At 34.0% G+C, this 25,217-nt stretch carries 18 protein-coding genes, 6 tRNA genes and 3 rRNA genes; 25 read left to right on the top strand and 2 right to left on the bottom strand.

The genetic code is table 11. From position 1 onward, the window contains the following. Positions 1-3 precede the first annotated feature (3 nt). The 3 genes from NST64_RS03640 (at position 4) to NST64_RS03650 (ending at position 3,599) form a co-directional block, all read left to right on the top strand. Positions 4-1,035 carry a FecCD family ABC transporter permease gene (locus NST64_RS03640; protein ID WP_017175372.1) on the top strand — a complete coding sequence of 344 codons (1,032 nt, stop codon included), beginning with the start codon at positions 4-6 and terminating at the stop codon, positions 1,033-1,035. After that, positions 1,032-1,997: a FecCD family ABC transporter permease gene (locus tag NST64_RS03645; protein WP_017175371.1), complete on the top strand. Its 966-nt coding sequence runs from the start codon at positions 1,032-1,034 to the stop codon at positions 1,995-1,997. Before NST64_RS03640 ends, NST64_RS03645 begins: the two co-directional genes overlap by 4 nt. Before the next feature lie 285 nt (positions 1,998-2,282). Beyond that, a complete protein-coding gene (locus NST64_RS03650) occupies positions 2,283-3,599 on the top strand; it encodes a YjiH family protein (protein ID WP_423229176.1) in 1,317 nt (438 codons plus the stop codon). Positions 3,600-3,658: 59 nt separating this feature from the next. On the opposite strand, the gene NST64_RS03655 is transcribed toward NST64_RS03650, so the two are convergent. After that, the gene (locus NST64_RS03655) at positions 3,659-3,973 is read right to left on the bottom strand and encodes a heme oxygenase (protein WP_107632488.1); all 315 of its coding nucleotides are present in this window, start codon (positions 3,971-3,973) and stop codon (positions 3,659-3,661) included. Positions 3,974-4,149: 176 nt separating this feature from the next. On the opposite strand from NST64_RS03655, the gene NST64_RS03660 reads away from it, so the two are divergent. From NST64_RS03660 to NST64_RS03760, 21 genes are all read left to right on the top strand, one after another. Further along, the gene (locus tag NST64_RS03660; RefSeq protein WP_002448517.1) at positions 4,150-4,668 is read left to right on the top strand and encodes a metal-dependent hydrolase; all 519 of its coding nucleotides are present in this window, start codon (positions 4,150-4,152) and stop codon (positions 4,666-4,668) included. 105 nt (positions 4,669-4,773) lie between these two features. Beyond that, positions 4,774-5,961, top strand: coding sequence for a UTP--glucose-1-phosphate uridylyltransferase (locus NST64_RS03665; protein ID WP_107632489.1), 1,188 nt, complete (start codon positions 4,774-4,776; stop codon positions 5,959-5,961). A 16-nt stretch (positions 5,962-5,977) separates the two neighbouring features. Next, complete coding sequence (gene trhA / locus NST64_RS03670; RefSeq protein ID WP_002448539.1) at positions 5,978-6,661, top strand: PAQR family membrane homeostasis protein TrhA; 684 nt, start codon at positions 5,978-5,980, stop codon at positions 6,659-6,661. 187 nt (positions 6,662-6,848) lie between these two features. Next, entirely contained in the window at positions 6,849-8,189 is a 1,341-nt protein-coding gene (gene sdrM, locus NST64_RS03675; protein WP_145442179.1) for a multidrug efflux MFS transporter SdrM, read from the top strand. 77 nt (positions 8,190-8,266) lie between these two features. Further along, on the top strand, positions 8,267-8,734 hold the full coding sequence (locus NST64_RS03680) for a SepA family multidrug efflux transporter (RefSeq protein ID WP_002448546.1): 468 nt from the start codon (positions 8,267-8,269) through the stop codon (positions 8,732-8,734). Positions 8,735-8,825: 91 nt separating this feature from the next. Beyond that, positions 8,826-9,890: an Mrp/NBP35 family ATP-binding protein gene (locus NST64_RS03685; protein ID WP_002448502.1), complete on the top strand. Its 1,065-nt coding sequence runs from the start codon at positions 8,826-8,828 to the stop codon at positions 9,888-9,890. A 452-nt stretch (positions 9,891-10,342) separates the two neighbouring features. Beyond that, positions 10,343-11,893 (top strand): 16S ribosomal RNA (locus tag NST64_RS03690). Between the two features lie 300 nt (positions 11,894-12,193). Further along, positions 12,194-15,115 (top strand): 23S ribosomal RNA (locus NST64_RS03695). A gap of 67 nt (positions 15,116-15,182) precedes the next feature. Continuing rightward, positions 15,183-15,297: ribosomal RNA gene (rrf, locus tag NST64_RS03700) — 5S ribosomal RNA — on the top strand. The 16S, 23S and 5S rRNA genes sit together here with 6 tRNA genes alongside, the layout of an rRNA operon. Before the next feature lie 11 nt (positions 15,298-15,308). Then, a tRNA-Asn gene (locus tag NST64_RS03705) sits at positions 15,309-15,383 on the top strand. A 1-nt stretch (position 15,384) separates the two neighbouring features. After that, positions 15,385-15,456: transfer RNA gene (locus NST64_RS03710), tRNA-Glu, on the top strand. A gap of 7 nt (positions 15,457-15,463) precedes the next feature. Next, positions 15,464-15,539: transfer RNA gene (locus NST64_RS03715), tRNA-Val, on the top strand. Positions 15,540-15,549: 10 nt separating this feature from the next. Then, positions 15,550-15,633: transfer RNA gene (locus NST64_RS03720), tRNA-Tyr, on the top strand. A gap of 6 nt (positions 15,634-15,639) precedes the next feature. Then, positions 15,640-15,714, top strand: a tRNA-Gln gene (locus NST64_RS03725). 3 nt (positions 15,715-15,717) lie between these two features. Then, a tRNA-Lys gene (locus NST64_RS03730) sits at positions 15,718-15,790 on the top strand. Between the two features lie 153 nt (positions 15,791-15,943). Further along, on the top strand, positions 15,944-16,750 hold the full coding sequence (gene cdaA, locus NST64_RS03735; protein WP_002455035.1) for a diadenylate cyclase CdaA: 807 nt from the start codon (positions 15,944-15,946) through the stop codon (positions 16,748-16,750). A gap of 1 nt (position 16,751) precedes the next feature. Continuing rightward, positions 16,752-17,684, top strand: a complete 933-nt coding sequence (locus NST64_RS03740) for a CdaR family protein (protein ID WP_002488151.1) — start codon at positions 16,752-16,754, stop codon at positions 17,682-17,684. 28 nt (positions 17,685-17,712) lie between these two features. Continuing rightward, positions 17,713-19,065, top strand: a complete 1,353-nt coding sequence (gene glmM / locus NST64_RS03745; protein ID WP_002448705.1) for a phosphoglucosamine mutase — start codon at positions 17,713-17,715, stop codon at positions 19,063-19,065. A 550-nt stretch (positions 19,066-19,615) separates the two neighbouring features. After that, positions 19,616-21,421, top strand: coding sequence for a glutamine--fructose-6-phosphate transaminase (isomerizing) (gene glmS, locus NST64_RS03750; protein WP_002488138.1), 1,806 nt, complete (start codon positions 19,616-19,618; stop codon positions 21,419-21,421). A 20-nt stretch (positions 21,422-21,441) separates the two neighbouring features. After that, a complete protein-coding gene (locus NST64_RS03755) occupies positions 21,442-22,302 on the top strand; it encodes an ABC transporter ATP-binding protein (protein ID WP_002488142.1) in 861 nt (286 codons plus the stop codon). Between the two features lie 63 nt (positions 22,303-22,365). After that, the gene (locus NST64_RS03760; RefSeq protein WP_049417932.1) at positions 22,366-23,226 is read left to right on the top strand and encodes an HAD family hydrolase; all 861 of its coding nucleotides are present in this window, start codon (positions 22,366-22,368) and stop codon (positions 23,224-23,226) included. Positions 23,227-23,283: 57 nt separating this feature from the next. On the opposite strand, the gene NST64_RS03765 is transcribed toward NST64_RS03760, so the two are convergent. Then, positions 23,284-24,345, bottom strand: a complete 1,062-nt coding sequence (locus NST64_RS03765; RefSeq protein ID WP_142837407.1) for a YtxH domain-containing protein — start codon at positions 24,343-24,345, stop codon at positions 23,284-23,286. Positions 24,346-24,473: 128 nt separating this feature from the next. Here NST64_RS03765 and NST64_RS03770 point away from each other — a divergent pair, with 128 nt between their 5' ends. Continuing rightward, positions 24,474-25,208 carry a metallophosphoesterase family protein gene (locus NST64_RS03770; protein ID WP_002448650.1) on the top strand — a complete coding sequence of 245 codons (735 nt, stop codon included), beginning with the start codon at positions 24,474-24,476 and terminating at the stop codon, positions 25,206-25,208. Positions 25,209-25,217: the final 9 nt, after the last annotated feature.

A 25,217-nucleotide genomic window follows, 5' to 3' on the forward strand; every position in this document is an offset into this window, starting at 1 on the left:
ACAATGACTATACAAAAAAGTAATCGTCTTTCTGCTAATAAAAGATCAATCAAGAAGCGTATGACACTCACCTTTTCAGTGAGTGTTTGCCTTCTTGTTATTTTTGTTTATCTTAATTTAGCCACTGGAACTTTAAATATTCAAACTAAAGATATGTATCATTACTTTTTTACTTCAATTGAAAACAAGCAGACGTTTATCATTCAAAGTGTTAGAATGCCAAGGATGATTGTTGCCATACTTGTGGGAGGTGCCTTAGCTCTGGCTGGTTTACTCATGCAATCTATAACTAGAAATCCATTAGCATCTCCGCAAATATTTGGGGTAAATGCGGGTGCTTCATTTATTATCGTATTAGTGACAGTATTAATGCCTACGATGGGAAACTATGCAACCTATTTAGCGTTTATTGGGGCATTTATTGGTGGGTTAACTGTGTATTTATTATCTGGTTCTACGAAAAAAATAACACCAGTGAAATTAGCTTTAGCAGGAATGGCAGTACATTTGTTTTTTAGTAGTCTTACACAAGGTATTATTTTACTTAATGAAGATTCTAATTCTACTGTTATGTTTTGGTTAGTTGGCTCTTTAAATGGAATGAAATGGAAAGATGTAATGATAATTTGTCCTTGGATTCTTATGGGACTTATCATACTAATTGCATTTGCAAGACAACTTACAATAATGGAATTAGGTGATACACTAGCCAAAAGTTTAGGTCAAAAAACTGAAGTGATAAGAATCATTATCGGATTACTTGTTATTATATTTGCTGGGACATCTGTCTCTATTGTAGGACCTATTGGATTTATAGGATTAATCGTGCCACATATAGTAAAACGTTATGCACCGCATAATTACTTCATTTTAATTCCGTTAACATTTATAGTTGGCGCAAATTTATTGTTATTATCTGATACATTGAGTCGTTTAATTACATATCCCTATGAATCACCAGTTGGAATTGTTACTTCATTTATAGGAGCATTTTATTTCTTATTTATTACTTTAAGGAGAGTGAAACGAATATGACACACCACTCATTAGCTATTCGTTATGCACTTGTCGTTACGATATTAATCATAAGTATATTTATTAGCTTATGCGTCGGCGCAACAATGTATAATCCCGTTAAAGTAATAAATAGTTTATTGATACAAGATGATTTTATTCTAAATGAATATCGTATACCTAGAACACTTTTAGGATTAATAGTAGGAAGTAGTTTAGCTATTTCAGGAACAATCATACAAGGGGTAGTAAAAAATCCTCTCGCTTCTCCAGATGTTATTGGAATGACTAAAGGTGCAAGTTTAGCAGCGATTATAATTATTATGGTTTTTCCCAATGCTCCTTTAATCATTTTACCTATGGGTTCATTTGTTGGTGCATTAATAATCAGTTTAATTTTATCTTTTTTAATATCTCAATTTAATATTAAAGGATCTACCTTGGCATTAATTGGCTTAGCAATTGGTGCTATATGTACAGCAATTGTACAATTTTTACTAATACGAAATCCCATGGATGCAAATAATGCGCTTATATGGTTAACAGGTAGTCTTTATGGTCATACGATAGAAAATGTATATTCAATTTTACCTTGGTTTATTATTACGATTCCAATCGTCATTGCTTTAAGTCATCAACTCGATATCTTAAACCTAGGAGATTCAATAGCGATAGCATTAGGTACACGAATAAAACGTATTAAAATGATACTGTTGATTTTATCAGTGATGTTAGCAGGATCATCTATTTCAATAGTTGGAGGAATCAGTTTTCTTGGATTGATTGCGCCACACATAGCTCGAAAAATCGTCGGATATCGTCATGTTCACGTCGTAATGATGTCTGGTTTAATTGGAGCAATCCTCATTTTATTTAGTGATGGATTAGCAAGAGGTATTCATCCGCCACTTGATATACCAGTAGGCGTAGTTATTGCCATTGTTGGTGTTCCATACTTTTTATTGTTACTTAGAAGAATTTAAATATTAAAGAGTGAGATCGTATTCACAGTGAATACGATCTCACATTTTTTGTGAAATTTTAAACTTTTGTATATTGCAAGTTATTTGAAAATAAGATATAGTAAAGTACATATTGTTTATAAAAATACATATAAAGTTATATTTATATAATTAATAGGCGTTAATTTCGATGAAAATACAAAACAAATGAATAAATACAATTACCTATACAAATAGAAAGAAGGGTGAATATTGGAGAATTATAACAAACAGGAGAAAATAAAAGGAAGAATAAAATTTATATCGATGTCAATCATTGGTATTATTTTATTTTTAATACCCATTCCAATTGTACAAGATGGGGAGAAACAAACAACATTACCAGTGGCATTTTTGGCAAATTGGTTAAAAGATTTATTAGGACCTGCAATGTCAATTCTCATTATTACAATCATTACGTTATCGACTATTTTGACTATTTTATTTTCAACAATTTTAAAGGATAAAGTAAAACCAGGTGGTCTTATCGCGAATGCATTTCAAGTTGGCCCAGTGTGGATGATACTAAGAGTACTTGCAGTTGTATTTGCCTGGATGACTTATTTTAAAATTGGAAGTAAAGTGATCTATTCAGAAGATACGGGTGGATTAGTATTTAATGACTTATTACCTACATTAGTAGCAGTATTTCTTTTTGCTGCCTTATTTTTACCTTTATTAATGGAATACGGTTTATTAGAATTTTTAGGACCATTGTTTAGACCAATCATGAGACCATTATTTACTTTACCAGGACGATCAGCAGTTGATAATTTAGCCTCATTTATAGGAGATGGAACAGTAGGCGTGCTTATTACAAGTCGTCAATATGAAAAAGGTATTTATTCAAAAAGAGAATCAATAGTAATTTCTACAACTTTTAGTGTTGTATCGATCACATTTGCTATTGTTATTGCTCAAACTATTGGATTACAACAAAAGTTTTTTGTATTTTATTTAACAGTGATCGTTTCTTGCTTAGTTGCAGCGATAATCATGCCAAGAATATGGCCACTAAATCAAATTCCCGATGATTTTACGAAAGAAGTATCTGAAAGTACACGACTTGAAAAACTTCCAGAAGGAAAAACTGCATTAGCTCATGGTTTTGATGAAGCTACAATTGTAGGGCTAAAAGCACCAGGAGTTAAAGAATTTTTTAAAACGGGAATTAAAACGGTAATTGATATGTGGTTTGTTATTTTACCAGTAGTGATGAGTATAGGGACTATTGCCACGATAATAGCAAATTATACACCAGTATTTGAAATCATAGGAAAACCATTTATTCCTATATTACAATTACTTCAAATTCCTGAAGCTGCAAAAGCGTCTGAAACTTTACTTATTGGTTTTGCAGATATGTTTTTACCTTCTATCTTAATAGCGACGGTACACAGTGAATTGACACGATTTGTGATTGGTGCTTTAAGTATATCTCAATTAATTTATCTATCTGAAGTGGGCGGTGTGATTTTAGGTTCTAAAATCCCGGTCAGTCTCGGAAAATTATTTATGATATTTTTAATCAGAACTGCAATCACATTACCAATTATTGCTTTAATGGCACATTTATTACTATAAAAAAAGAAGCAGAGTAAGGATTGATGAATGCAATTCCAATTCCTTCCTGCTTCTTTTTTCTATTCTAAAGTTGATAGTACGTTTGCTTTTACAATTTCACTTGTTAATACTGGTGAATCTTCTGTTGAAGATTTTCCAGTATTTTTATGCGCTTCTTTAAACGCATCACTTTGGGTCCAAGCTTTGAAGTTTTCTTCACTGTCCCACCATGTATTAACATACATATTTTCAGTATCATTAGTATTATCAATTTGCCAAACTTCAATTTTTCTGAAACCTTCTAGTTGTTCAATCTTACCACCTTTAGTGAAACGTGGTGCCATTTTTTCAGCAAATCCTTTTTTTACAGTAATACGATTTGTAACAACAAACATAGTCAGACCTCCTTACTTATTTATTTTAATAATATACAAATTCAAAGATATATCAAATAAAATACTTGTAATAAATAAGAAAAATAAACGTTTAAAGAAAGGTATCTATATACCGAAAATATGTTCGTATTTTAAGGCTATTTATGTTAATATATTTTTAATAAAGGAGAAGATAAATGACAGGAAAAACGCATGTAGCTGCTGGTTTGCTTGTAGGAGCAATAACAGTTGACCATTATCATACAGATCTATTTTCTACTGTAACAGTAATTTGTTTAGCAATATCAGGAAGTTTACTTCCAGATATTTGTCATACAAGAAGTAAGATTGGAAGACAATTTAAAATTCTTAGTTTGCTCGTTAGTACTATCTTCGGACATCGAACATTTACGCATTCATTGTTATTTTTAGGTATGATAGGTTTTTTACTTATTTTAATTCAAACTCCGACTTATTATTTAGTTACTATTATCGGTGCAATGGCTTCTCATGTTATACTAGATATGTTGACACCTAGAGGGGTAAAGTTACTTTATCCAATACCTTTATCGATTAAGTTTCCTTTTACTTTCAAAACTGGTGGTTTTTTAGATGCATCTTTATCAACAGCTTTTAGTATTGGAGCAATATACATAATATTTCAAGAGTTTATAAATGAAATCTTGAAATATGTGAGCCATTCATTGTCCGGATGATATCAATGAATATGATGGATCATCTTTCTTGTCTTAATATCAAATTTATAATTAATATGATAAATATATTTGAATGACACGAACTATCTATAAGGAGAGTTAGTAATGCTAGATCAAAGTAAATTAGAAAAATACAATCAAGAACATTTAATTGAATATGAGAAAATGATGAGTAGTAATGAAAAAGAACAATTAGATGAAAAAGTGAACTCATTAGATTTAGAATTTATTCAAGAACTTTATCAAAGTTTATATGTTAATCGTAAAACAATTACAGATGTTACTGCAGTTTCTGAAGTTGATTATAAAATTAAGGAAGCATTCACGGAGCAAGATCGTGAATATTATGAACATAAAGGAATAGAAGCAATAAGAAATGGAGAATTTGCTGTTGTTCTTATGGCTGGTGGTCAGGGCACACGTTTAGGTTATAAGGGACCTAAAGGTTCTTTTGAAATTGAAGGTATAAGCTTATTTGAACTTCAAGCAAGACAACTATTGCATCTAAAAAATGAAACAGGACATTGTATTAATTGGTATATTATGACTAGTGATATTAATCATGAGGAAACATTACGTTATTTTGAAAACCATGATTATTTTGGTTATAACCCAGAACGTATTCACTTTTTTAAACAAGACAACATTGTGGCTCTAAGTGAAAATGGTAGACTTATTTTTAATGAAAAAGGCTATATTATGGAAACACCTAATGGTAATGGCGGGATATTTAAATCGCTAGAGCATTATGGTTATTTAGATAAAATGGAGAAAGATGGCGTAAAGTTCATTTTCTTAAATAATATTGATAATGTGTTAGTAAAGGTTCTTGATCCTGTATTTGTAGGGTTTACAGTAGTAAATGATAAAGATATCACATCTAAATCTATTCAACCTAAAAAGGGTGAAAGTGTCGGACGATTAGTTAGTAAAGATAATAAAGATACTGTACTTGAATACTCAGAACTTGATGAAAATGTAGCGAATACATTTGATAATGCAAATATTGGCATTCATGCATTTAAGTTATCGTTTATAAATCAAGCGGTAAATAATGATTTACCATATCATTTAGCCATTAAAAAATTGAAACAACTGGATGATGACTTTGGTTTAATTGAAAAAACAGCTTTAAAATTTGAACTATTTTATTTTGATATTTTCCGATATGCGAATAGCTTTATTACATTACAAGTTCCAAGAAAAGAAGAATTTTCACCTTTGAAAAATAAAGAGGGAAAAGACAGTGTAGAAACTGCAACTGATGATTTAAAACGAATGAATGTAATTTAAAGGATGGTGGAATACGATGTCTAAATCATCTCAGCATACAAAAGATAATGTAATTGAATCATTTAAAGACATCATTCCACTATCTTTTGGCGAGGAAATTGGTAATGCAACTTCACATGGTGTTGCTGCACTAATGACTTTATTTTTACTGCCTTATGTAGCAGTACATAGTTATAATGAGTATGGAACACTAAGTTCTATTAGTGTTTCTATCTTTGTTATTAGTATTTTCATGATGTTTATTTCTTCTACTGTATATCATTCAATGAAAAATAATACATCGCATAAGTATATATTAAGAATTATTGACCATAGTATGATATATGTAGCAATTTCTGGAACGTATACACCTGTCTTACTAACAGTTGTTGGAGGTTGGTTAGGATGGCTGGTCTTTTTGTTATTATGGGGAACAACAATATGGGGTATTCTATATAAGTCAATTTCAACTCATGTAAATCCCAAATTAAGCTTAATCGTATATTTAGTTATGGGATGGGTTGGCATTATATTTTTACCTGTGATTATTATTAGAACATCTTGGTTATTTATTTTATTTATCGTATTAGGTGGTCTTTCTTATACCATTGGAGCATGGTTTTATGCACAAAAAAACCGTCCATATTTTCATATGATATGGCATATTTTTATTGTTATCGCATCACTCTTTCATTTTATAGGAATCGTATATTTTATGTAGACCTAGCTGAAAGGTTATATCATTGAGAATAACTTAGTTTATTAAGTGCTTATTTAGAAACAGGACTATGAATTCAAAAAGAATTCTACCCTGTTTTTTCTTTTTTTAATAATACATTAAAGTTGTTTACGAATATAATTAAGAATATTCTATATTATGAACTTTTTAAATACATAGGAGGGCAAAGATGAAATTAAAATCAATAGGTATTGTAGTGACTTTGGTTTTAACAATGTTTATGGCAGCAATTGAAAGTTCAATTATTTCACTAGCATTGCCTACCATTCGTAAAGATTTGAATGCTGGTACAGCAGTGCCATTAGTCTTTACCGTTTATTTTATAGCACTTGTTGTAGCAAATCCTATTGTGGGTGAACTTCTCACAAGATTTAAGATTCTATATATAGCTGTAGTCGGCATACTATTATTTGGTATTGGAAGTTTTATGTCAGGTATGAGTGAAACGTTTACAATGTTAATTATTTCAAGAGTCATACAGGGACTTGGCGCAGGAGTTATGATGTCTTTGACTCAAATTGTACCAAAACTAGCATTTGAAATTCCGCTTCGTTACAAAATAATGGGCATCGTTGGAAGTGTCTGGGGAATTTCAAGTATTCTTGGACCGTTATTAGGTGGTGGAATATTAGAAGTTGCAACATGGCATTGGTTGTTTTATATCAACATACCCATAGCATTGATAGCTATTGTTTTAGCTTTTCTTACTTTTCATTTTCCAGAAGAAGCGGAAGTACAACACATACACTTTGATGCAAAAGGATTATCTTTGTTTTATATATTTATCGGACTTCTTATGTTTAGTTTATTAAATAAAACAGGTGTTACTTTTAATATTATTGCATTTATACTAGCAATAGTTATATTATTCGTTTTATTCAAATATGAAAATAAAAAAAATATGCCTTTTTTACCAATAAGTGAATTTAATAAATCAATTTCACTGGTATTTATAACTGATTTACTTATAGCAATATGTCTAATGGGGTATAACTTATATATACCTGTTTATTTACAAGATTATTTAAAATTATCTCCAATACAAAGTGGATTAGTTATATTTCCACTTTCTGTTGCATGGTTAGCTTTAAACTTCAATTTAGCTAAGGTAGAATCAAAATTTTCAAGAAAAAAATTATATATCGGAGCTTTCATATCATTAATTTTAAGTAATATGATTTTAGTATTTGGACTTCATATTCCTCTTATTATTGCGGGAGCTGTGATTCTTGCAGGATTGAGTTTTGGTTTCGTTTATACTAAAGACAGTGTAATTGTGCAAGAAGAAACAAGTCCTAAATATATGAAAAAAATGATGTCATTCTATGCATTAACTAAAAATTTAGGATCATCTATAGGATCTACATTGATGGGGTCATTATATGCACTTCAATTTGGTTTATTAGGAGGTAACTTTTATAATATATTAACTGTAATCACAATTGTTACGCTTATATTAATTTTAATGTGGGTATTTTTATTTAAAGAGAATAAAGAAAGTATAAAATAATAATTTTAAGTTACTATATATAAATGATAAAGTATCATTATAAAGTATTATTGATGAAAAGAGGAGGAAAGAGAGGAATGAAATTTTCTAATCAAAAATTTAACGGTATCTTTCCGGCTCTTCTTATTCTTATTATTTTTATTCTATCAGGTTGTATATTTTTAATATTTTTAGGATTTGGGTTATTTGGATTAAGTCGAATTCTTATTTTTTTAAAATTAGGATTTTTTACATACAATAGGGATTTATTCAGCAATTTAGTATATTACGGTAGCTATATAGTATTTGGATACTTTTTGCTATTTGCTATTGAGCATTTAATGGATTACTTTAGAAAACAATTACCTAATAATCCATATTTTAATGGAACACTATTTCATTTAATTTCATATGTAATTACGACTATCCTATTCTATTTTGTTATTCATATTCATTACGTATATATTAAAATTGAATTTTGGGTTATTGCATTAATTATTGGAATACTATATTTATGTAAAATGATTTTTTATCCAGATAGCGAAGACTTGAATGATAAGAAGTAGATATAAGTTATAAATTCTTGATAAATTCAGCACAGATTGTAAGTAAATTTGTTAAAATATGAATATAAAGAAACTTAAGGGGGATAATGAGTTGTTAACGGTAGAACAAGTGGAAAAAATAGTGGGAAACTTAAAAGATCCAATTATTAATGTGCCTTTAAAAGAAACAAAGGGAATTGTAGAAGTAAAAATAAAAGAAGAAATTCAACATGTAAGTGTTAAAGTTGCTATGGCTCAATTAGGTGGACAACCACAGCTTGATTTGCAAATGTCAGTGGTTAAAGCTTTAAAAGAAAATGGTGCAAATACAGTGGGCATTCGTTTTGAGGAACTACCTGCTGAAGTTGTGGAAAAATATACAGGAAAAGAAAAAGAAAAACCTAAGACAATTGAGGGATTATTGTCACAGAATAATCCAGTGGAGTTTATTGCAATTGCTTCTGGTAAAGGGGGAGTAGGAAAATCAACTATAGCCGTAAACTTAGCAGTAGCATTAGCAAGAGAAGGTAAAAGAGTAGGACTCATAGATGCTGACATTTATGGTTTTAGTGTTCCAGATATGATGGGTATAGATGAAAAGCCTGGTGTTCAAGGAAAAGAGATTATTCCTGTAGAACGTCATGGTGTTAAAGTGATTTCAATGGCATTTTTCGTTGAAGAAAATGCACCAGTTATTTGGCGTGGTCCTATGTTAGGAAAAATGTTGACGAATTTCTTTGTTGAAGTTAAATGGGGAGAGTTAGATTACTTATTACTTGATTTACCTCCTGGAACAGGGGATGTAGCTCTTGACGTTCATTCAATGTTACCAAGTAGTAAAGAAATAATAGTAACCACACCACATCCAACAGCAGCATTTGTAGCAGCAAGAGCTGGAGCTATGGCTAAGCATACAGAGCATTCTATTTTAGGTGTTATTGAAAATATGAGTTATTTCGAAAGTAAAGAAACTGGAAAAAAAGAGTATGTATTTGGTAAAGGTGGAGGACGTAAACTTGCGGACGAGCTAAATACCCAATTGTTAGGAGAACTACCTCTTGAACAACCTTCTTGGAATCCTAATGACTTTTCACCATCTATTTATCAAGAAGAAGATCGATTAGGAAAAATCTATAAAACAATTGCGCAAAAAGTAATTGCTGCAACAATAAAATAATAAATAAAAATTAGTGTAAAAGTGCTCGAAAAAAATATCATTTCGAGCGCTTTTTCTATTGCAAAATATAAAAATTCTGATAGAATATTTTTTTGTGAGCAAGTTAAAAGAATTGCTTAAAACAAAAATAAAATTATTAAAATAATTTGTTGACACTAAATGAATTGTTTGATAAGATATAAAAGTCGTTTTCAAGAAATGTTAATACATTTTAAAAAATGTAAATTCGGTGTAAAATTTACCATTGCGAAATCTTGGAAAACGATATAAAATATTAAAAGTAATCAAAATTAGTTATTGACTTTCGAAATTGAAATTGATATAATTTGATAGATTACATTTTAAATGAACATTGAAAACTGAATGACAATATGTCAACGTTAATTCCAATAAAGTAACTTAAATGTTACAAACACTATTTAGTATGATGAGCTAATCAAACATCATAAATTTTTATGGAGAGTTTGATCCTGGCTCAGGATGAACGCTGGCGGCGTGCCTAATACATGCAAGTCGAGCGAACAGACGAGGAGCTTGCTCCTTTGACGTTAGCGGCGGACGGGTGAGTAACACGTGGGTAACCTACCTATAAGACTGGGATAACTTCGGGAAACCGGAGCTAATACCGGATAATATTTCGAACCGCATGGTTCGATAGTGAAAGATGGCTCTGCTATCACTTATAGATGGACCTGCGCCGTATTAGCTAGTTGGTAAGGTAACGGCTTACCAAGGCAACGATACGTAGCCGACCTGAGAGGGTGATCGGCCACACTGGAACTGAGACACGGTCCAGACTCCTACGGGAGGCAGCAGTAGGGAATCTTCCGCAATGGGCGAAAGCCTGACGGAGCAACGCCGCGTGAGTGATGAAGGTCTTCGGATCGTAAAACTCTGTTATTAGGGAAGAACAAACGTGTAAGTAACTGTGCACGTCTTGACGGTACCTAATCAGAAAGCCACGGCTAACTACGTGCCAGCAGCCGCGGTAATACGTAGGTGGCAAGCGTTATCCGGAATTATTGGGCGTAAAGCGCGCGTAGGCGGTTTTTTAAGTCTGATGTGAAAGCCCACGGCTCAACCGTGGAGGGTCATTGGAAACTGGAAAACTTGAGTGCAGAAGAGGAAAGTGGAATTCCATGTGTAGCGGTGAAATGCGCAGAGATATGGAGGAACACCAGTGGCGAAGGCGACTTTCTGGTCTGTAACTGACGCTGATGTGCGAAAGCGTGGGGATCAAACAGGATTAGATACCCTGGTAGTCCACGCCGTAAACGATGAGTGCTAAGTGTTAGGGGGTTTCCGCCCCTTAGTGCTGCAGCTAACGCATTAAGCACTCCGCCTGGGGAGTACGACCGCAAGGTTGAAACTCAAAGGAATTGACGGGGACCCGCACAAGCGGTGGAGCATGTGGTTTAATTCGAAGCAACGCGAAGAACCTTACCAAATCTTGACATCCTTTGACCCTTCTAGAGATAGAAGTTTCCCCTTCGGGGGACAAAGTGACAGGTGGTGCATGGTTGTCGTCAGCTCGTGTCGTGAGATGTTGGGTTAAGTCCCGCAACGAGCGCAACCCTTAAGCTTAGTTGCCATCATTAAGTTGGGCACTCTAAGTTGACTGCCGGTGACAAACCGGAGGAAGGTGGGGATGACGTCAAATCATCATGCCCCTTATGATTTGGGCTACACACGTGCTACAATGGACAATACAAAGGGCAGCGAAACCGCGAGGTCAAGCAAATCCCATAAAGTTGTTCTCAGTTCGGATTGTAGTCTGCAACTCGACTACATGAAGCTGGAATCGCTAGTAATCGTAGATCAGCATGCTACGGTGAATACGTTCCCGGGTCTTGTACACACCGCCCGTCACACCACGAGAGTTTGTAACACCCGAAGCCGGTGGAGTAACCATTTGGAGCTAGCCGTCGAAGGTGGGACAAATGATTGGGGTGAAGTCGTAACAAGGTAGCCGTATCGGAAGGTGCGGCTGGATCACCTCCTTTCTAAGGATATATTCGGAACATCTCGTAGAGATGATACGGAATAACGTGACATATTGTATTCAGTTTTGAATGTTTATGTTAAAACATTCATATTTAATTAAATATTGCATTTACTATTATATTTTGTTATAATACTTAGATGTGATTATTAATTAATGACATTGTACATTGAAAACTAGATAAGTAAGTAAATAGATTTTACCAAGCAAAACCGAGTGAATAGAGTTTTAAATAAGCTTGAATTCATAAAAAATAATCGCTAGTGTTCGAAAGAACACTCACAGATTAATAACTATATTAGATTAAGTTATTAAGGGCGCACGGTGGATGCCTTGGCACTAGAAGCCGATGAAGGACGTTACTAACGACGATATGCTTTGGGTAGCTGTAAGTAAGCGTTGATCCAGAGATTTCCGAATGGGGAAACCCAGCACAAGTTATGTTGTGTTATCGACAAGTGAATTCATAGCTTGTCAGAAGGCAGACCCGGAGAACTGAAACATCTTAGTACCCGGAGGAAGAGAAAGAAAATTCGATTCCCTGAGTAGCGGCGAGCGAAACGGGAAGAGCCCAAACCAATAAGCTTGCTTATTGGGGTTGTAGGACACTCTATACGGAGTTACAAAGGAATATATTAAACGAATCATCTGGAAAGTTGAATCAAAGAAGGTAATAATCCTGTAGTTGAAAATATATTCTCTCTTGAGTGGATCCTGAGTACGACGGAGCACGTGAAATTCCGTCGGAATCTGGGAGGACCATCTCCTAAGGCTAAATACTCTCTAGTGACCGATAGTGAACCAGTACCGTGAGGGAAAGGTGAAAAGTACCCCGGAAGGGGAGTGAAAGAGAACTTGAAACCGTGTGCTTACAAGTAGTCAGAGCCCGTTAATGGGTGATGGCGTGCCTTTTGTAGAATGAACCGGCGAGTTACGATCTGATGCAAGGTTAAGCAGAAAATGTGGAGCCGTAGCGAAAGCGAGTCTGAATAGGGCGTGTAGTATTTGGTCGTAGACCCGAAACCAGGTGATCTACCCATGGTCAGGTTGAAGTTCAGGTAACACTGAATGGAGGACCGAACCGACTTACGTTGAAAAGTGAGCGGATGAACTGTGGGTAGCGGAGAAATTCCAATCGAACTTGGAGATAGCTGGTTCTCTCCGAAATAGCTTTAGGGCTAGCCTCAAGTGATGATTATTGGAGGTAGAGCACTGTTTGGACGAGGGGCCCCTCTCGGGTTACCGAATTCAGACAAACTCCGAATGCCAATTAATTTAACTTGGGAGTCAGAACATGGGTGATAAGGTCCGTGTTCGAAAGGGAAACAGCCCAGACCACCAGCTAAGGTCCCAAAATATATGTTAAGTGGAAAAGGATGTGGCGTTGCCCAGACAACTAGGATGTTGGCTTAGAAGCAGCCATCATTTAAAGAGTGCGTAATAGCTCACTAGTCGAGTGACACTGCGCCGAAAATGTACCGGGGCTAAACATATTACCGAAGCTGTGGATTGTCCTTTGGACAATGGTAGGAGAGCGTTCTAAGGGCGTTGAAGCATGATCGCAAGGACATGTGGAGCGCTTAGAAGTGAGAATGCCGGTGTGAGTAGCGAAAGACGGGTGAGAATCCCGTCCACCGATTGACTAAGGTTTCCAGAGGAAGGCTCGTCCGCTCTGGGTTAGTCGGGTCCTAAGCTGAGGCCGACAGGCGTAGGCGATGGATAACAGGTTGATATTCCTGTACCACCTATAATCGTTTTAATCGATGGGGGGACGCAGTAGGATAGGCGAAGCGTACGATTGGATTGTACGTCTAAGCAGTGAGATTGAGTGTTAGGCAAATCCGGCACTCTTAAGATTGAGCTGTGATGGGGAGAGGAAATTGTTTCCTCGAGTCGTTGATTTCACACTGCCGAGAAAAGCCTCTAGATAGAGATTAGGTGCCCGTACCGCAAACCGACACAGGTAGTCAAGATGAGAATTCTAAGGTGAGCGAGCGAACTCTCGTTAAGGAACTCGGCAAAATGACCCCGTAACTTCGGGAGAAGGGGTGCTCTTTAGGGTGCAAGCCCAGAAGAGCCGCAGTGAATAGGCCCAAGCGACTGTTTATCAAAAACACAGGTCTCTGCTAAACCGTAAGGTGATGTATAGGGGCTGACGCCTGCCCGGTGCTGGAAGGTTAAGAGGAGTGGTTAGCTTCTGCGAAGCTACGAATCGAAGCCCCAGTAAACGGCGGCCGTAACTATAACGGTCCTAAGGTAGCGAAATTCCTTGTCGGGTAAGTTCCGACCCGCACGAAAGGCGTAACGATTTGGGCACTGTCTCAACGAGAGACTCGGTGAAATCATAGTACCTGTGAAGATGCAGGTTACCCGCGACAGGACGGAAAGACCCCGTGGAGCTTTACTGTAGCCTGATATTGAAATTCGGCACAGCTTGTACAGGATAGGTAGGAGCCTTTGAAACGTGAGCGCTAGCTTACGTGGAGGCGTTGGTGGGATACTACCCTAGCTGTGTTGGCTTTCTAACCCGCACCACTTATCGTGGTGGGAGACAGTGTCAGGCGGGCAGTTTGACTGGGGCGGTCGCCTCCTAAAAGGTAACGGAGGCGCTCAAAGGTTCCCTCAGAATGGTTGGAAATCATTCATAGAGTGTAAAGGCATAAGGGAGCTTGACTGCGAGACCTACAAGTCGAGCAGGGTCGAAAGACGGACTTAGTGATCCGGTGGTTCCGCATGGAAGGGCCATCGCTCAACGGATAAAAGCTACCCCGGGGATAACAGGCTTATCTCCCCCAAGAGTTCACATCGACGGGGAGGTTTGGCACCTCGATGTCGGCTCATCGCATCCTGGGGCTGTAGTCGGTCCCAAGGGTTGGGCTGTTCGCCCATTAAAGCGGTACGCGAGCTGGGTTCAGAACGTCGTGAGACAGTTCGGTCCCTATCCGTCGTGGGCGTAGGAAATTTGAGAGGAGCTGTCCTTAGTACGAGAGGACCGGGATGGACATACCTCTGGTGTACCAGTTGTCGTGCCAACGGCATAGCTGGGTAGCTATGTATGGACGGGATAAGTGCTGAAAGCATCTAAGCATGAAGCCCCCCTCAAGATGAGATTTCCCAACTTCGGTTATAAGATCCCTCAGAGATGATGAGGTTAATAGGTTCGAGGTGGAAGCGTGGTGACACGTGGAGCTGACGAATACTAATCGATCGAAGACTTAATCAATTTTTTCAAGTTTTGCGACGCAAATCTTTACTTACTATCTAGTTTTGAATGTATAATCATTCACTTGTCTGGTGACAATGGCAAGGAGGTCACACCTGTTCCCATGCCGAACACAGAAGTTAAGCTCCTTAGCGCCGATGGTAGTTGGACTGACGTTCCGCTAGAGTAGGACGTTGCCAGGCATAAATATTATTCCGCAGTAGCTCAGTGGTAGAGCTATCGGCTGTTAACCGATCGGTCGTAGGTTCGAATCCTACCTGCGGAGCCATGGCTCCTTGGTCAAGCGGTTAAGACACCGCCCTTTCACGGCGGTAACACGGGTTCGAGTCCCGTAGGAGTCATTTATTTGGAGAATTAGCTCAGCTGGGAGAGCATCTGCCTTACAAGCAGAGGGTCGGCGGTTCGAACCCGTCATTCTCCACCATTTAAATATCGGAGGGGTAGCGAAGTGGCTAAACGCGGCGGACTGTAAATCCGCTCCTTCGGGTTCGGCAGTTCGAATCTGCCCCCCTCCACCATCTTATTGGGCTATAGCCAAGCGGTAAGGCAACGGACTTTGACTCCGTCACGCGCTGGTTCGAATCCAGCTAGCCCAGCCATAAGAGCCATTAGCTCAGTTGGTAGAGCATCTGACTTTTAATCAGAGGGTCAGAGGTTCGAATCCTCTATGGCTCACTTTAAGCACTCCTTAATGGGGTGCTTTTTTATTACCCATTTTTAGTAGTGATGTTCATGAAAAAATTTATAAGTATTGACTTTCATAGTATGACAGTTATACCTTTCATTGGTATAATTATGAGTATGAAAGTTATAGACGGAGGAGAGATTATGGATTTTTCCAACTTTTTTAATAATCTTAGTACTTTGAAGATTATTACAAGTATATTAGATATACTTATTGTCTGGTATGTCCTTTATCTTCTCATTACTGTATTTAAAGGAACTAAAGCAATTCAATTGCTTAAAGGTATATTATTTATAGTTATTGGACAACAAGTAAGTAAACTTCTTAATTTAACTGCTACCTCAAAGTTATTTGATATTGTGATTCAATGGGGCGTTTTAGCTTTAATTGTGATATTCCAACCAGAAATAAGACGAGCACTTGAGCAATTAGGGCGAGGAAGCCTATTTAAACGCTATACCAATACTTACAGTCATGATGAAGAAAAATTAATCCAATCTGTATCAAAGGCTGTTCAGTATATGGCTAAAAGACGAATTGGAGCATTAATTGTTTTTGAAAAGGAAACTGGATTACAAGACTATATTGAAACTGGTATATCAATGAATTCTGCAATATCTCAAGAATTATTGATAAATGTTTTTATACCTAATACACCATTACATGATGGGGCTATGATTATTCAAAATACTAAAATTGCTAGTGCTGCATGTTATTTACCACTTTCAGATAGTAATAAAATTTCTAAAAGTTTAGGTACAAGACATAGGGCAGCCGTAGGAATTTCTGAAGTTTCGGACTCATTTACTGTGGTAGTATCTGAAGAAACCGGTTCAATATCAGTTACTTTCGATGGTAAATTAAGACGTGATGTTTCTGATGAAGTATTCGAAGAGTTATTAGCTGAACATTGGTTTGGAGCTCGCGCTCAAAAGAAGGGTGTGAAATAGCATGTTAGAAAGTAAATGGGGATTAAGATTTTTTGCCTTAATATTAGCGATCTTTTTTTATCTTTCTGTTAATAATGTGTTTGGCAATATTTTTAACAATGATAATCTATCTCAGAATTCTTCTAAAACAATAGAAGATGTACCTGTAGAAATTCTTTATAATACTAAAAATTTACATGTTACTAGATCACCAGATACTGTTGATGTTACTATTTCAGGACCACAATCAAAGTTATTGAAAATAGAAAGTTCAGACGATATCAAGGTTACAGTTAACTTATCTAATGCTAAATCTGGAAATTATAAAGAAGATTATATTGTTAAGGGATTAAGTAACGATATTAGTTATAATGTTAAACCTAAACATGCGTATATCACTTTGGAAGATAAAGACACTAAAACTATGCATGTTCAGCCTGATATTGCACAAAACAATATAAATTCAAATTATAAAGTAAGTGAAGCTTTTTTAAATAAAAATACTGTTCAAGTTACGGGCGGTAAAAAGCAATTAGATAAAATTGCATATTTAAAAGCGACATTTAAAAATGCGACTAATATCAGTGAGGATACTACTGATGTAGCTGAAATTACTGCATTTGACAAGCAATTGAATAAATTAAACGTTCAGATCAAGCCTAATAATGTTAAAATGTCAGTGAAACTTGAACCTTACAGTAAAAAAGTAAAAATTAAAACTGTTAAAAAAGGTTCGTTACCTGACGATGAAAGTTTAGATAACATTAAACTAAATGAGAATGAAGTAGAAATTTATGGTAATAAAGATGATTTGAAGGATATTAATGACATAGAAGCTGATGTAAATTTAGATGATATCACTGAGTCAACTAATAAAACTCTTCAACTCAAAATACCTAAACAAGTTAAGAAATCTGAATTCAATGAAGTCACAGCACATGTCAATTTAAAATAGTAAACTAGATAATAAAGGAGTAATTAAAATGGGAAAATATTTTGGAACTGATGGTGTAAGAGGAGTAGCTAATAAAGAATTAACACCTGAATTAGCGTTTAAGCTAGGTCGCTATGGTGGTTATGTATTAGCACATAATGAAGGAGAGAAACATCCTAGAGTTTTAGTTGGTAGAGATACTCGTGTGTCGGGTGAAATGTTAGAATCTGCTTTAATTGCTGGATTAGCATCAATAGGTGCAGAAGTAATGAGATTAGGAGTTATTTCTACTCCAGGTGTTGCATATTTAACACGTGAAATGGGAGCACAATTAGGGATAATGATTTCTGCCTCTCATAATCCTGTGGCTGACAATGGTATTAAGTTCTTTGGTGCTGATGGTTTTAAACTTTCAGATAAGCAAGAAGAAGAAATTGAACAATTATTAGACCAAGAACAACCTGACTTACCACGTCCTGCAGGTAAAGACATTCTGCATTTTTCAGATTATTATGAAGGTGCACAAAAATACTTAAGTTATCTTAAATCTACTATTGATATAAATTTAGATGGACTTAAAATTACATTAGATGGGGCGAATGGATCAACTTCTTCACTTGCGCCTTTCTTATTTGGTGATTTAGAGGCAACAACAGTTACAATTGGTTGTAATCCAGATGGATACAATATTAATGATGAATGTGGGTCTACTCATCCTGAACATTTAGCTGAAAAAGTTGTAGAAACTGAAAGTGATTTTGGTTTAGCTTTTGATGGAGATGGAGATCGTTTAATTGCTGTTGATGAAAAGGGTAACATCATTGATGGTGACCAAATTATGTTTATTATTGGTCAAGACATGCATAAAAATCATGAATTAAATAATAATATGATTGTATCTACTGTAATGAGTAATTTAGGATTTTATAAAGCTCTTGAAACAGAAGGCATTCAATCAAATAAAACAAAAGTTGGAGATAGATATGTCGTTGAAGAAATGAGACGAGGCCATTATAATTTAGGCGGAGAACAATCTGGACATATAGTAATGATGGACTATAACACGACTGGTGATGGACTACTAACTGGCGTACAACTTGCAGCTATTATTAAATCAAGTGGTAAAACTTTAAGTGAGTTAGCAGCCCAAATGAAAAAGTATCCACAATCATTAATCAATGTAAAAGTAACAGATAAACATCATGTGTCTGAAAATGAAGACGTTAAAGCTGTTATGGATGAAGTTGAGAATGAAATGAACGGTGAAGGAAGAATATTAGTTAGACCTTCAGGAACTGAACCATTAGTAAGAGTAATGGTTGAGGCAGCTACAAATGAAGATGCTGAACGTTACGCTCAAACAATTGCTAATAAAGTAAAAGAAAAAATGGGATTAAATTAATAGTACCATTAAAAAACAAGAATACACTCTCTTTAAAGTTAAAGTTGTAGAACTGAAAACTTTAAAGAGAGTATTTTTTATCAAAAAATATAAATTAAATATCAAATTATGACTATAAGTTTATGAATTAAATATAATAATATTTGCAAATGATTAATAAAAAAAGGTAAAATAAATAGTATTGGAAGAAAGGAGGATAGATGTAATAAAAATAAAACAAAGCGCCTGGACAAGTAATTAGAATGTTAATCATTTAGTATTAATTAGGAGAATACTCATAGACATACTAATTATATTGTAGACGAGGAGAATAGTTATCGATATAATCGGCGGATGCTATTCCGGATGAGGCACATTCGTTAGCTTATTATTTAAAACATATAGGTAACTAGATGTACAACTATAATAAGAATGCCAAATATAAAATAAATAGAAGACATAGAAATATGATGTTTAGAATCCAATACAAAAAAACGAACAATGTCTAATTAAAAAATTTTATATAGCAGATAAAATTATCATATGACTATGTAATGGAGGAAAAAGAAATATGTGCGGAATTGTTGGATATATTGGCTTTGATAATGCCAAAGAATTATTATTATCTGGTTTAGAAAAATTAGAATATAGAGGATATGATTCAGCAGGAATTGCTGTTGTCAATGATGAGGGTACTACTGTATTTAAGGAAAAAGGACGTATTGCAGAATTAAGAAAAGTAGCAGATAGCAATGACATTGATGGTCACATTGGTATTGGTCATACTCGTTGGGCTACTCATGGGGTACCTAGTACTGTTAATTCACATCCTCATCAATCAAATAATGGACGTTTTACTTTAGTACATAATGGTGTCATTGAAAATTATGAAGAGCTAAAAAGCGAATACTTATCAGATGTAACGTTTAAATCAGAAACTGATACAGAAGTTATCGTTCAATTAGTAGAATATTTTTCAAATAAAGGGTTAGAAACTGAAGATGCATTCACTAAAGCAGTATCTTTATTAGATGGATCATATGCTTTAGGCATGTTAGATTCTGAGGATGAAGACACTATTTATGTAGCTAAAAATAAATCACCTTTACTTGTTGGTATTGGTGACGACTTTAATGTTATTGCTTCAGATGCATTAGCAATGATTAAAGTTACAAATCAATATAAAGAAATTCATGATCATGAAATTGTTATTGTTAAAAAAGAAAGTGTAACAATTAAAGATAAAGATGGAAATATTCAAGATCGTCCAACGTATACTGCTCAAATAGATGCATCAGATGCTGAAAAAGGTATTTATGATCACTATATGTTAAAAGAAATTAATGAACAACCAGCAGTAATGCGTCGTATTATTCAAGAATACGAAGATGAAAATGGAGATTTAAATATTGATTCTGAGATTATTAAAGATGTGTCGAATGCAGATCGTATTTATATCATTGCTGCAGGGACAAGTTATCATGCTGGTTTAGTTGGTAAAGAATATCTTGAAAAACTATCTGGAGTGCCAACTGAAGTTCATGTGGCATCAGAATTTGTTTATAACATGCCATTATTATCTGAAAAACCTTTATTTATTTATATCTCTCAATCAGGAGAAACAGCTGATAGCCGTGCAGTATTGGTTGAAACAAATAAATTAGGCCATAAGTCTTTAACAATTACAAATGTAGCAGGTTCAACGTTATCTCGTGAAGCTGATCATACGTTGTTATTACACGCAGGACCTGAAATTGCTGTTGCATCAACTAAAGCTTATACAGCTCAAATTGCTGTATTATCAATTCTTTCTCAAGTTGTAGCTAAAGCGCATGGACGCGATAACGGTATTGACTTATTAAGAGAATTAGCAAAAGTAACAACTGCAATTGAAACGATTGTAGATGACGCACCAGTAATGGAAAAAATTACTAAAGAATTCTTAGAAACGACTAGAAATGCTTTCTTTATTGGTCGTGCGATGGATTACAATGTAAGTTTAGAAGGAGCATTAAAACTTAAAGAAATTTCATATATTCAAGCTGAAGGATTTGCTGGTGGAGAGTTAAAACACGGTACTATTGCTTTAATCGAAGATGATACGCCAGTCATTGCTTTAGCTACTCAAGAAAATGTGAATTTATCAATTCGTGGTAATGTTAAAGAAGTAGTAGCTCGTGGCGCTAAACCTTGTATTATTTCAATGGAAGGTTTAGAAAAAGATGGAGACACATATGTGATTCCTCATGTACACGAATTATTAACACCTTTAGTATCAGTAGTAGCACTACAATTAATCGCATATTATGCAGCGTTACACAGAGGATTAGATGTTGATAAACCTCGTAACTTAGCCAAATCAGTTACAGTTGAATAATTCAAAAAGCTGGGACATGAATGACATGTCTCAGTTTTTTATTTAATTTGTTAAATAATCAGAATCATCATACACTTATTTTAAGTAGAGGTGATCATTTGATAAATTTAAAGCATATCTATAAAAAGAAACACGGAAAAACAATCCTTAATGATTTAAATTGGCATATTGAAGCGGGAGATAATTGGATTCTTTATGGGTTGAATGGTGCAGGAAAAACAACACTATTAAATATCATGAATGCTTATGAGAGTGTATCTCAGGGTGAAATAGAAATGTTTGAAATGGTACCAGGTAAAAAAGGATATTCTGCAGAAAACGTTCGTCAACATATTGGATTTGTTTCGCATAGTTTATTAGAAAAATTTCAAGACGGTGAGAAAGTGATTGATGTCGTATTAAGCGGCATATTTAAATCTATTGGTCTATATAAAGAGTATTCTGATGAACATATTAAAGAAGCAGAAAAATTATTAAATTTAGTAGGAATGTTATCATATAAAGATCAATATTTAGGATATCTCTCAACAGGACAAAAACAAAAAGTAATGATTGCTCGCGCGCTTATACATCAACCTGATGTGCTTATTCTTGATGAACCAGCATCAGGATTAGACTTTTTGGCTAGAGAGCAGTTATTATATTTATTAGAAAATTTAAATAAGACATACGCTCATTTGACGATGATTTACGTGACTCATGTCATAGAGGAAATTATTCCTTTATTTAGTAAGATATTTTTATTAAAAGAGGGTAGTTGTTTTGATAAAGGAATAACAAAAGATATTTTAACTGATTCGATTATGTCTAAATTTTTTAATAATCAAATTGAAGTCATTCAATATAGAAATCGATATCATCTTTATATAAAATATAATTGAGTTTGCACTTTGGTTAAATAAATGTCACAATTTTTAAGAAAGAATTAGATGGAGGGTATCACGATGATATTTGAAAATATTAAAGCAATATTCTTAGATATGGATGGAACACTATTGCATGAAGATAATAAAGCGACTGTAAAAACAAAAGAAGTAATTGATCAATTAAGAGAAAAAAATTATAAGGTATTTCTAGCAACAGGACGTTCTTATTCTGAAATTCATAATTTAGTACCAAAAGGTTTTAAAGTAGATGGTGTTATTAGTTCTAATGGAACAAGAGGTGATATTGAAGATAAACTTTTATTTAAACATAGTTTGACAATAGATAGTGTAAAAAAAATCGTGCAACTGGCTCAACAACAACATATTTATTATGAAGTTTTTCCTTTTGAAGGAGATAGAATTTCACTAATTGAAGATCAATCATGGATGGAAGATATGATTGATAGTGAACATCCACAAAATGAAGTGAGTGAAAGTGAATGGAAATCACGTCGAGATGCCATGAATGGTAAAATTAATTGGAGAAAAGATATTCCAAATGACGCCTATTCTAAAATTTATCTTTTCAATAAAAAGTTAAATAAAATTAAAACGTTTAGAGATGAATTAATACAAAATAAAGTGTTATTAAATATTAGCGTATCTAATTCTTCAAGGTTTAATGCTGAGACGATGGCTTATCAAGTGGATAAAGGCACTGGAATTAAAGAAATGATAGATCATTTCGATATTAAACAAGAAGAAACACTTGTTATTGGTGATAGCGATAATGACAGAGCAATGTTTGAATTTGGAGGATACACTGTTTCAATGAAAAATGCACGTCCAGAAATTCAGTCTATTACTGATGATACTACACAATATACAAATGAAGAAGATGGCGCGGCTTTATATTTAGAACACCATCTTTTAAATTAAAATAAGGTAAGAAAGTAGGAGAAACCTGCTTTCTTACCTTTTGTGTTGAATAGTGATTTATTTATCGTTATTTAAATTTTTTTGATGATTTAAGTCTTCTTTAACATGATTTTTTGTATCATTAAAAGATGAAGGATCGTTTTTTAACGCTTCTTTTTTATGATTTATTTCTTTTTTTTCTTTTCGTTTACTTTTTTTCTTTTCGTTTACAGGTCTTTTCACATTCTCACCGCGACGTAAGAAATATTGAACAATACCCATTATAATTACAAAATATAGAATTAAACGTACAATAATAATAAGCGTTTGAGCAATAATTAAAATCACTTGTGCTACATTTTGGGACATATTTCCGGTTAATACAGTTAATATTGTACCAAGTGGTTGTGTAATGATAATAATGAGTAGGTTAATTAATAAGATAGCTAAAAAGAATTTGAACCAAGTTTTACGTCCATTTTTAATTCCTTTAAATCCATCTTTAAAATGACCTATAGCACTTAAGTCATTTTTACGTGCAAATGATACAGTATAATTAATCATTAATATAAAGAAGAACCAATATACGATTGAAAGAATGAATCCCATAATGATAATTAAGATAATTTGTACAGTAAGTAAAATACCAATAGCGTGATCGGATGTACTTACTGACTGTTGAATAGATGTGAATAATGGTGTTAAAGCTTTATTAAATAAAAAGTTTAATCCTAATGTGATTAAATATAATACAGCATAAAGAATAATACTAATTAAAGCTAAAAGAAGACTTTTAACATATTTTCCTTTTTTAAAAGCAAAAAACAAATCAGAAAATTGAACAGCTTCTTTTTCAATAGCTTTAGCCATAATATTAAAAGCTCCTGCAAGTAATTGATAACCTGCAAGTATAAAAAATAATAATCCTAAGACCAAGACGAGTATTATCATTACTAATGATGCGCCTGATGACTGTTGAAATTGTGTTGCTAGTTGCATCTGCATAAAGTTTTGAATGAAGAAAGTTCTAGCAATCACAAATGCCACAAATACAATAATAAAACTTACTAAACTAAATAGTATTGTTTTTATGAGTTGTGACTTAGCATTTTTAAATGCTAAACTATGAAATTTAAACAAAATAAGCACTCCTTTACGTTAATATAATACACAATATCAGAATTTGTGCTTTTTTTAAATTAATATCTAACAATATTATGTTTTAAGTGTTAAAATATGCTAATGATTTAATAATGAAAGGAGACTTTATGGTGAAATTTGCAATTTTAACCGACGTTCATGGTAATTTTGATGCCTTACAAACTGTTTTAGATGATATTGATAATAGAGAAGATATCGATCAAATCTTTAACTTAGGTGATAATATTGGAATTGGCCATGAAACCAATAAAGTATTAGATATGATTTTCGATCGAGATGATATGGAAATTATTGCTGGTAATCACGATGAAGCAATTATGTCAATTGTTAATGGTACACCGTATCCAGAAGATTTAAAAAATAAATTTTATGAACACCATCAATGGATTGAAAGTCGAATGGATGAAGATTACTATGATGTATTAAATACACTACCAAGATATTTAGAAAAAACAATTTGTGGGAAAAAATGTTTATTTATACATTATGAAATTGAAAATCAAAGATTAGAAGAGGGGATTGATAAACAACCATTTGAACCTATTGTAGATAATCAAAAAGAAGAGATAGTTAAATTATTTGAAGATAAGGATGCGGATTTTATAGCTTTTGGACATAATCATCAATTACACTTGTATGATGATAATAACAAAACCTATTTCAATCCTGGTTCAGTAGGACTTAATAATGGTAAATATGCCGTATATGGAATCGTCACAATTAACGAAAATGAGTTTAGTGTTGAAAGAGTAAAATTACCGTATGATAATGAAGAATTTCTTCAAGGATTTGATGAAAAACATGTACCAGGCAAACAATTTATTTTCGATTATTTTATATAAGTAAAAAAA

It is taken from the genome of Staphylococcus sp. FSL W8-1268 (genome assembly GCF_038003965.1).
Classification (GTDB): domain Bacteria; phylum Bacillota; class Bacilli; order Staphylococcales; family Staphylococcaceae; genus Staphylococcus; species Staphylococcus hominis.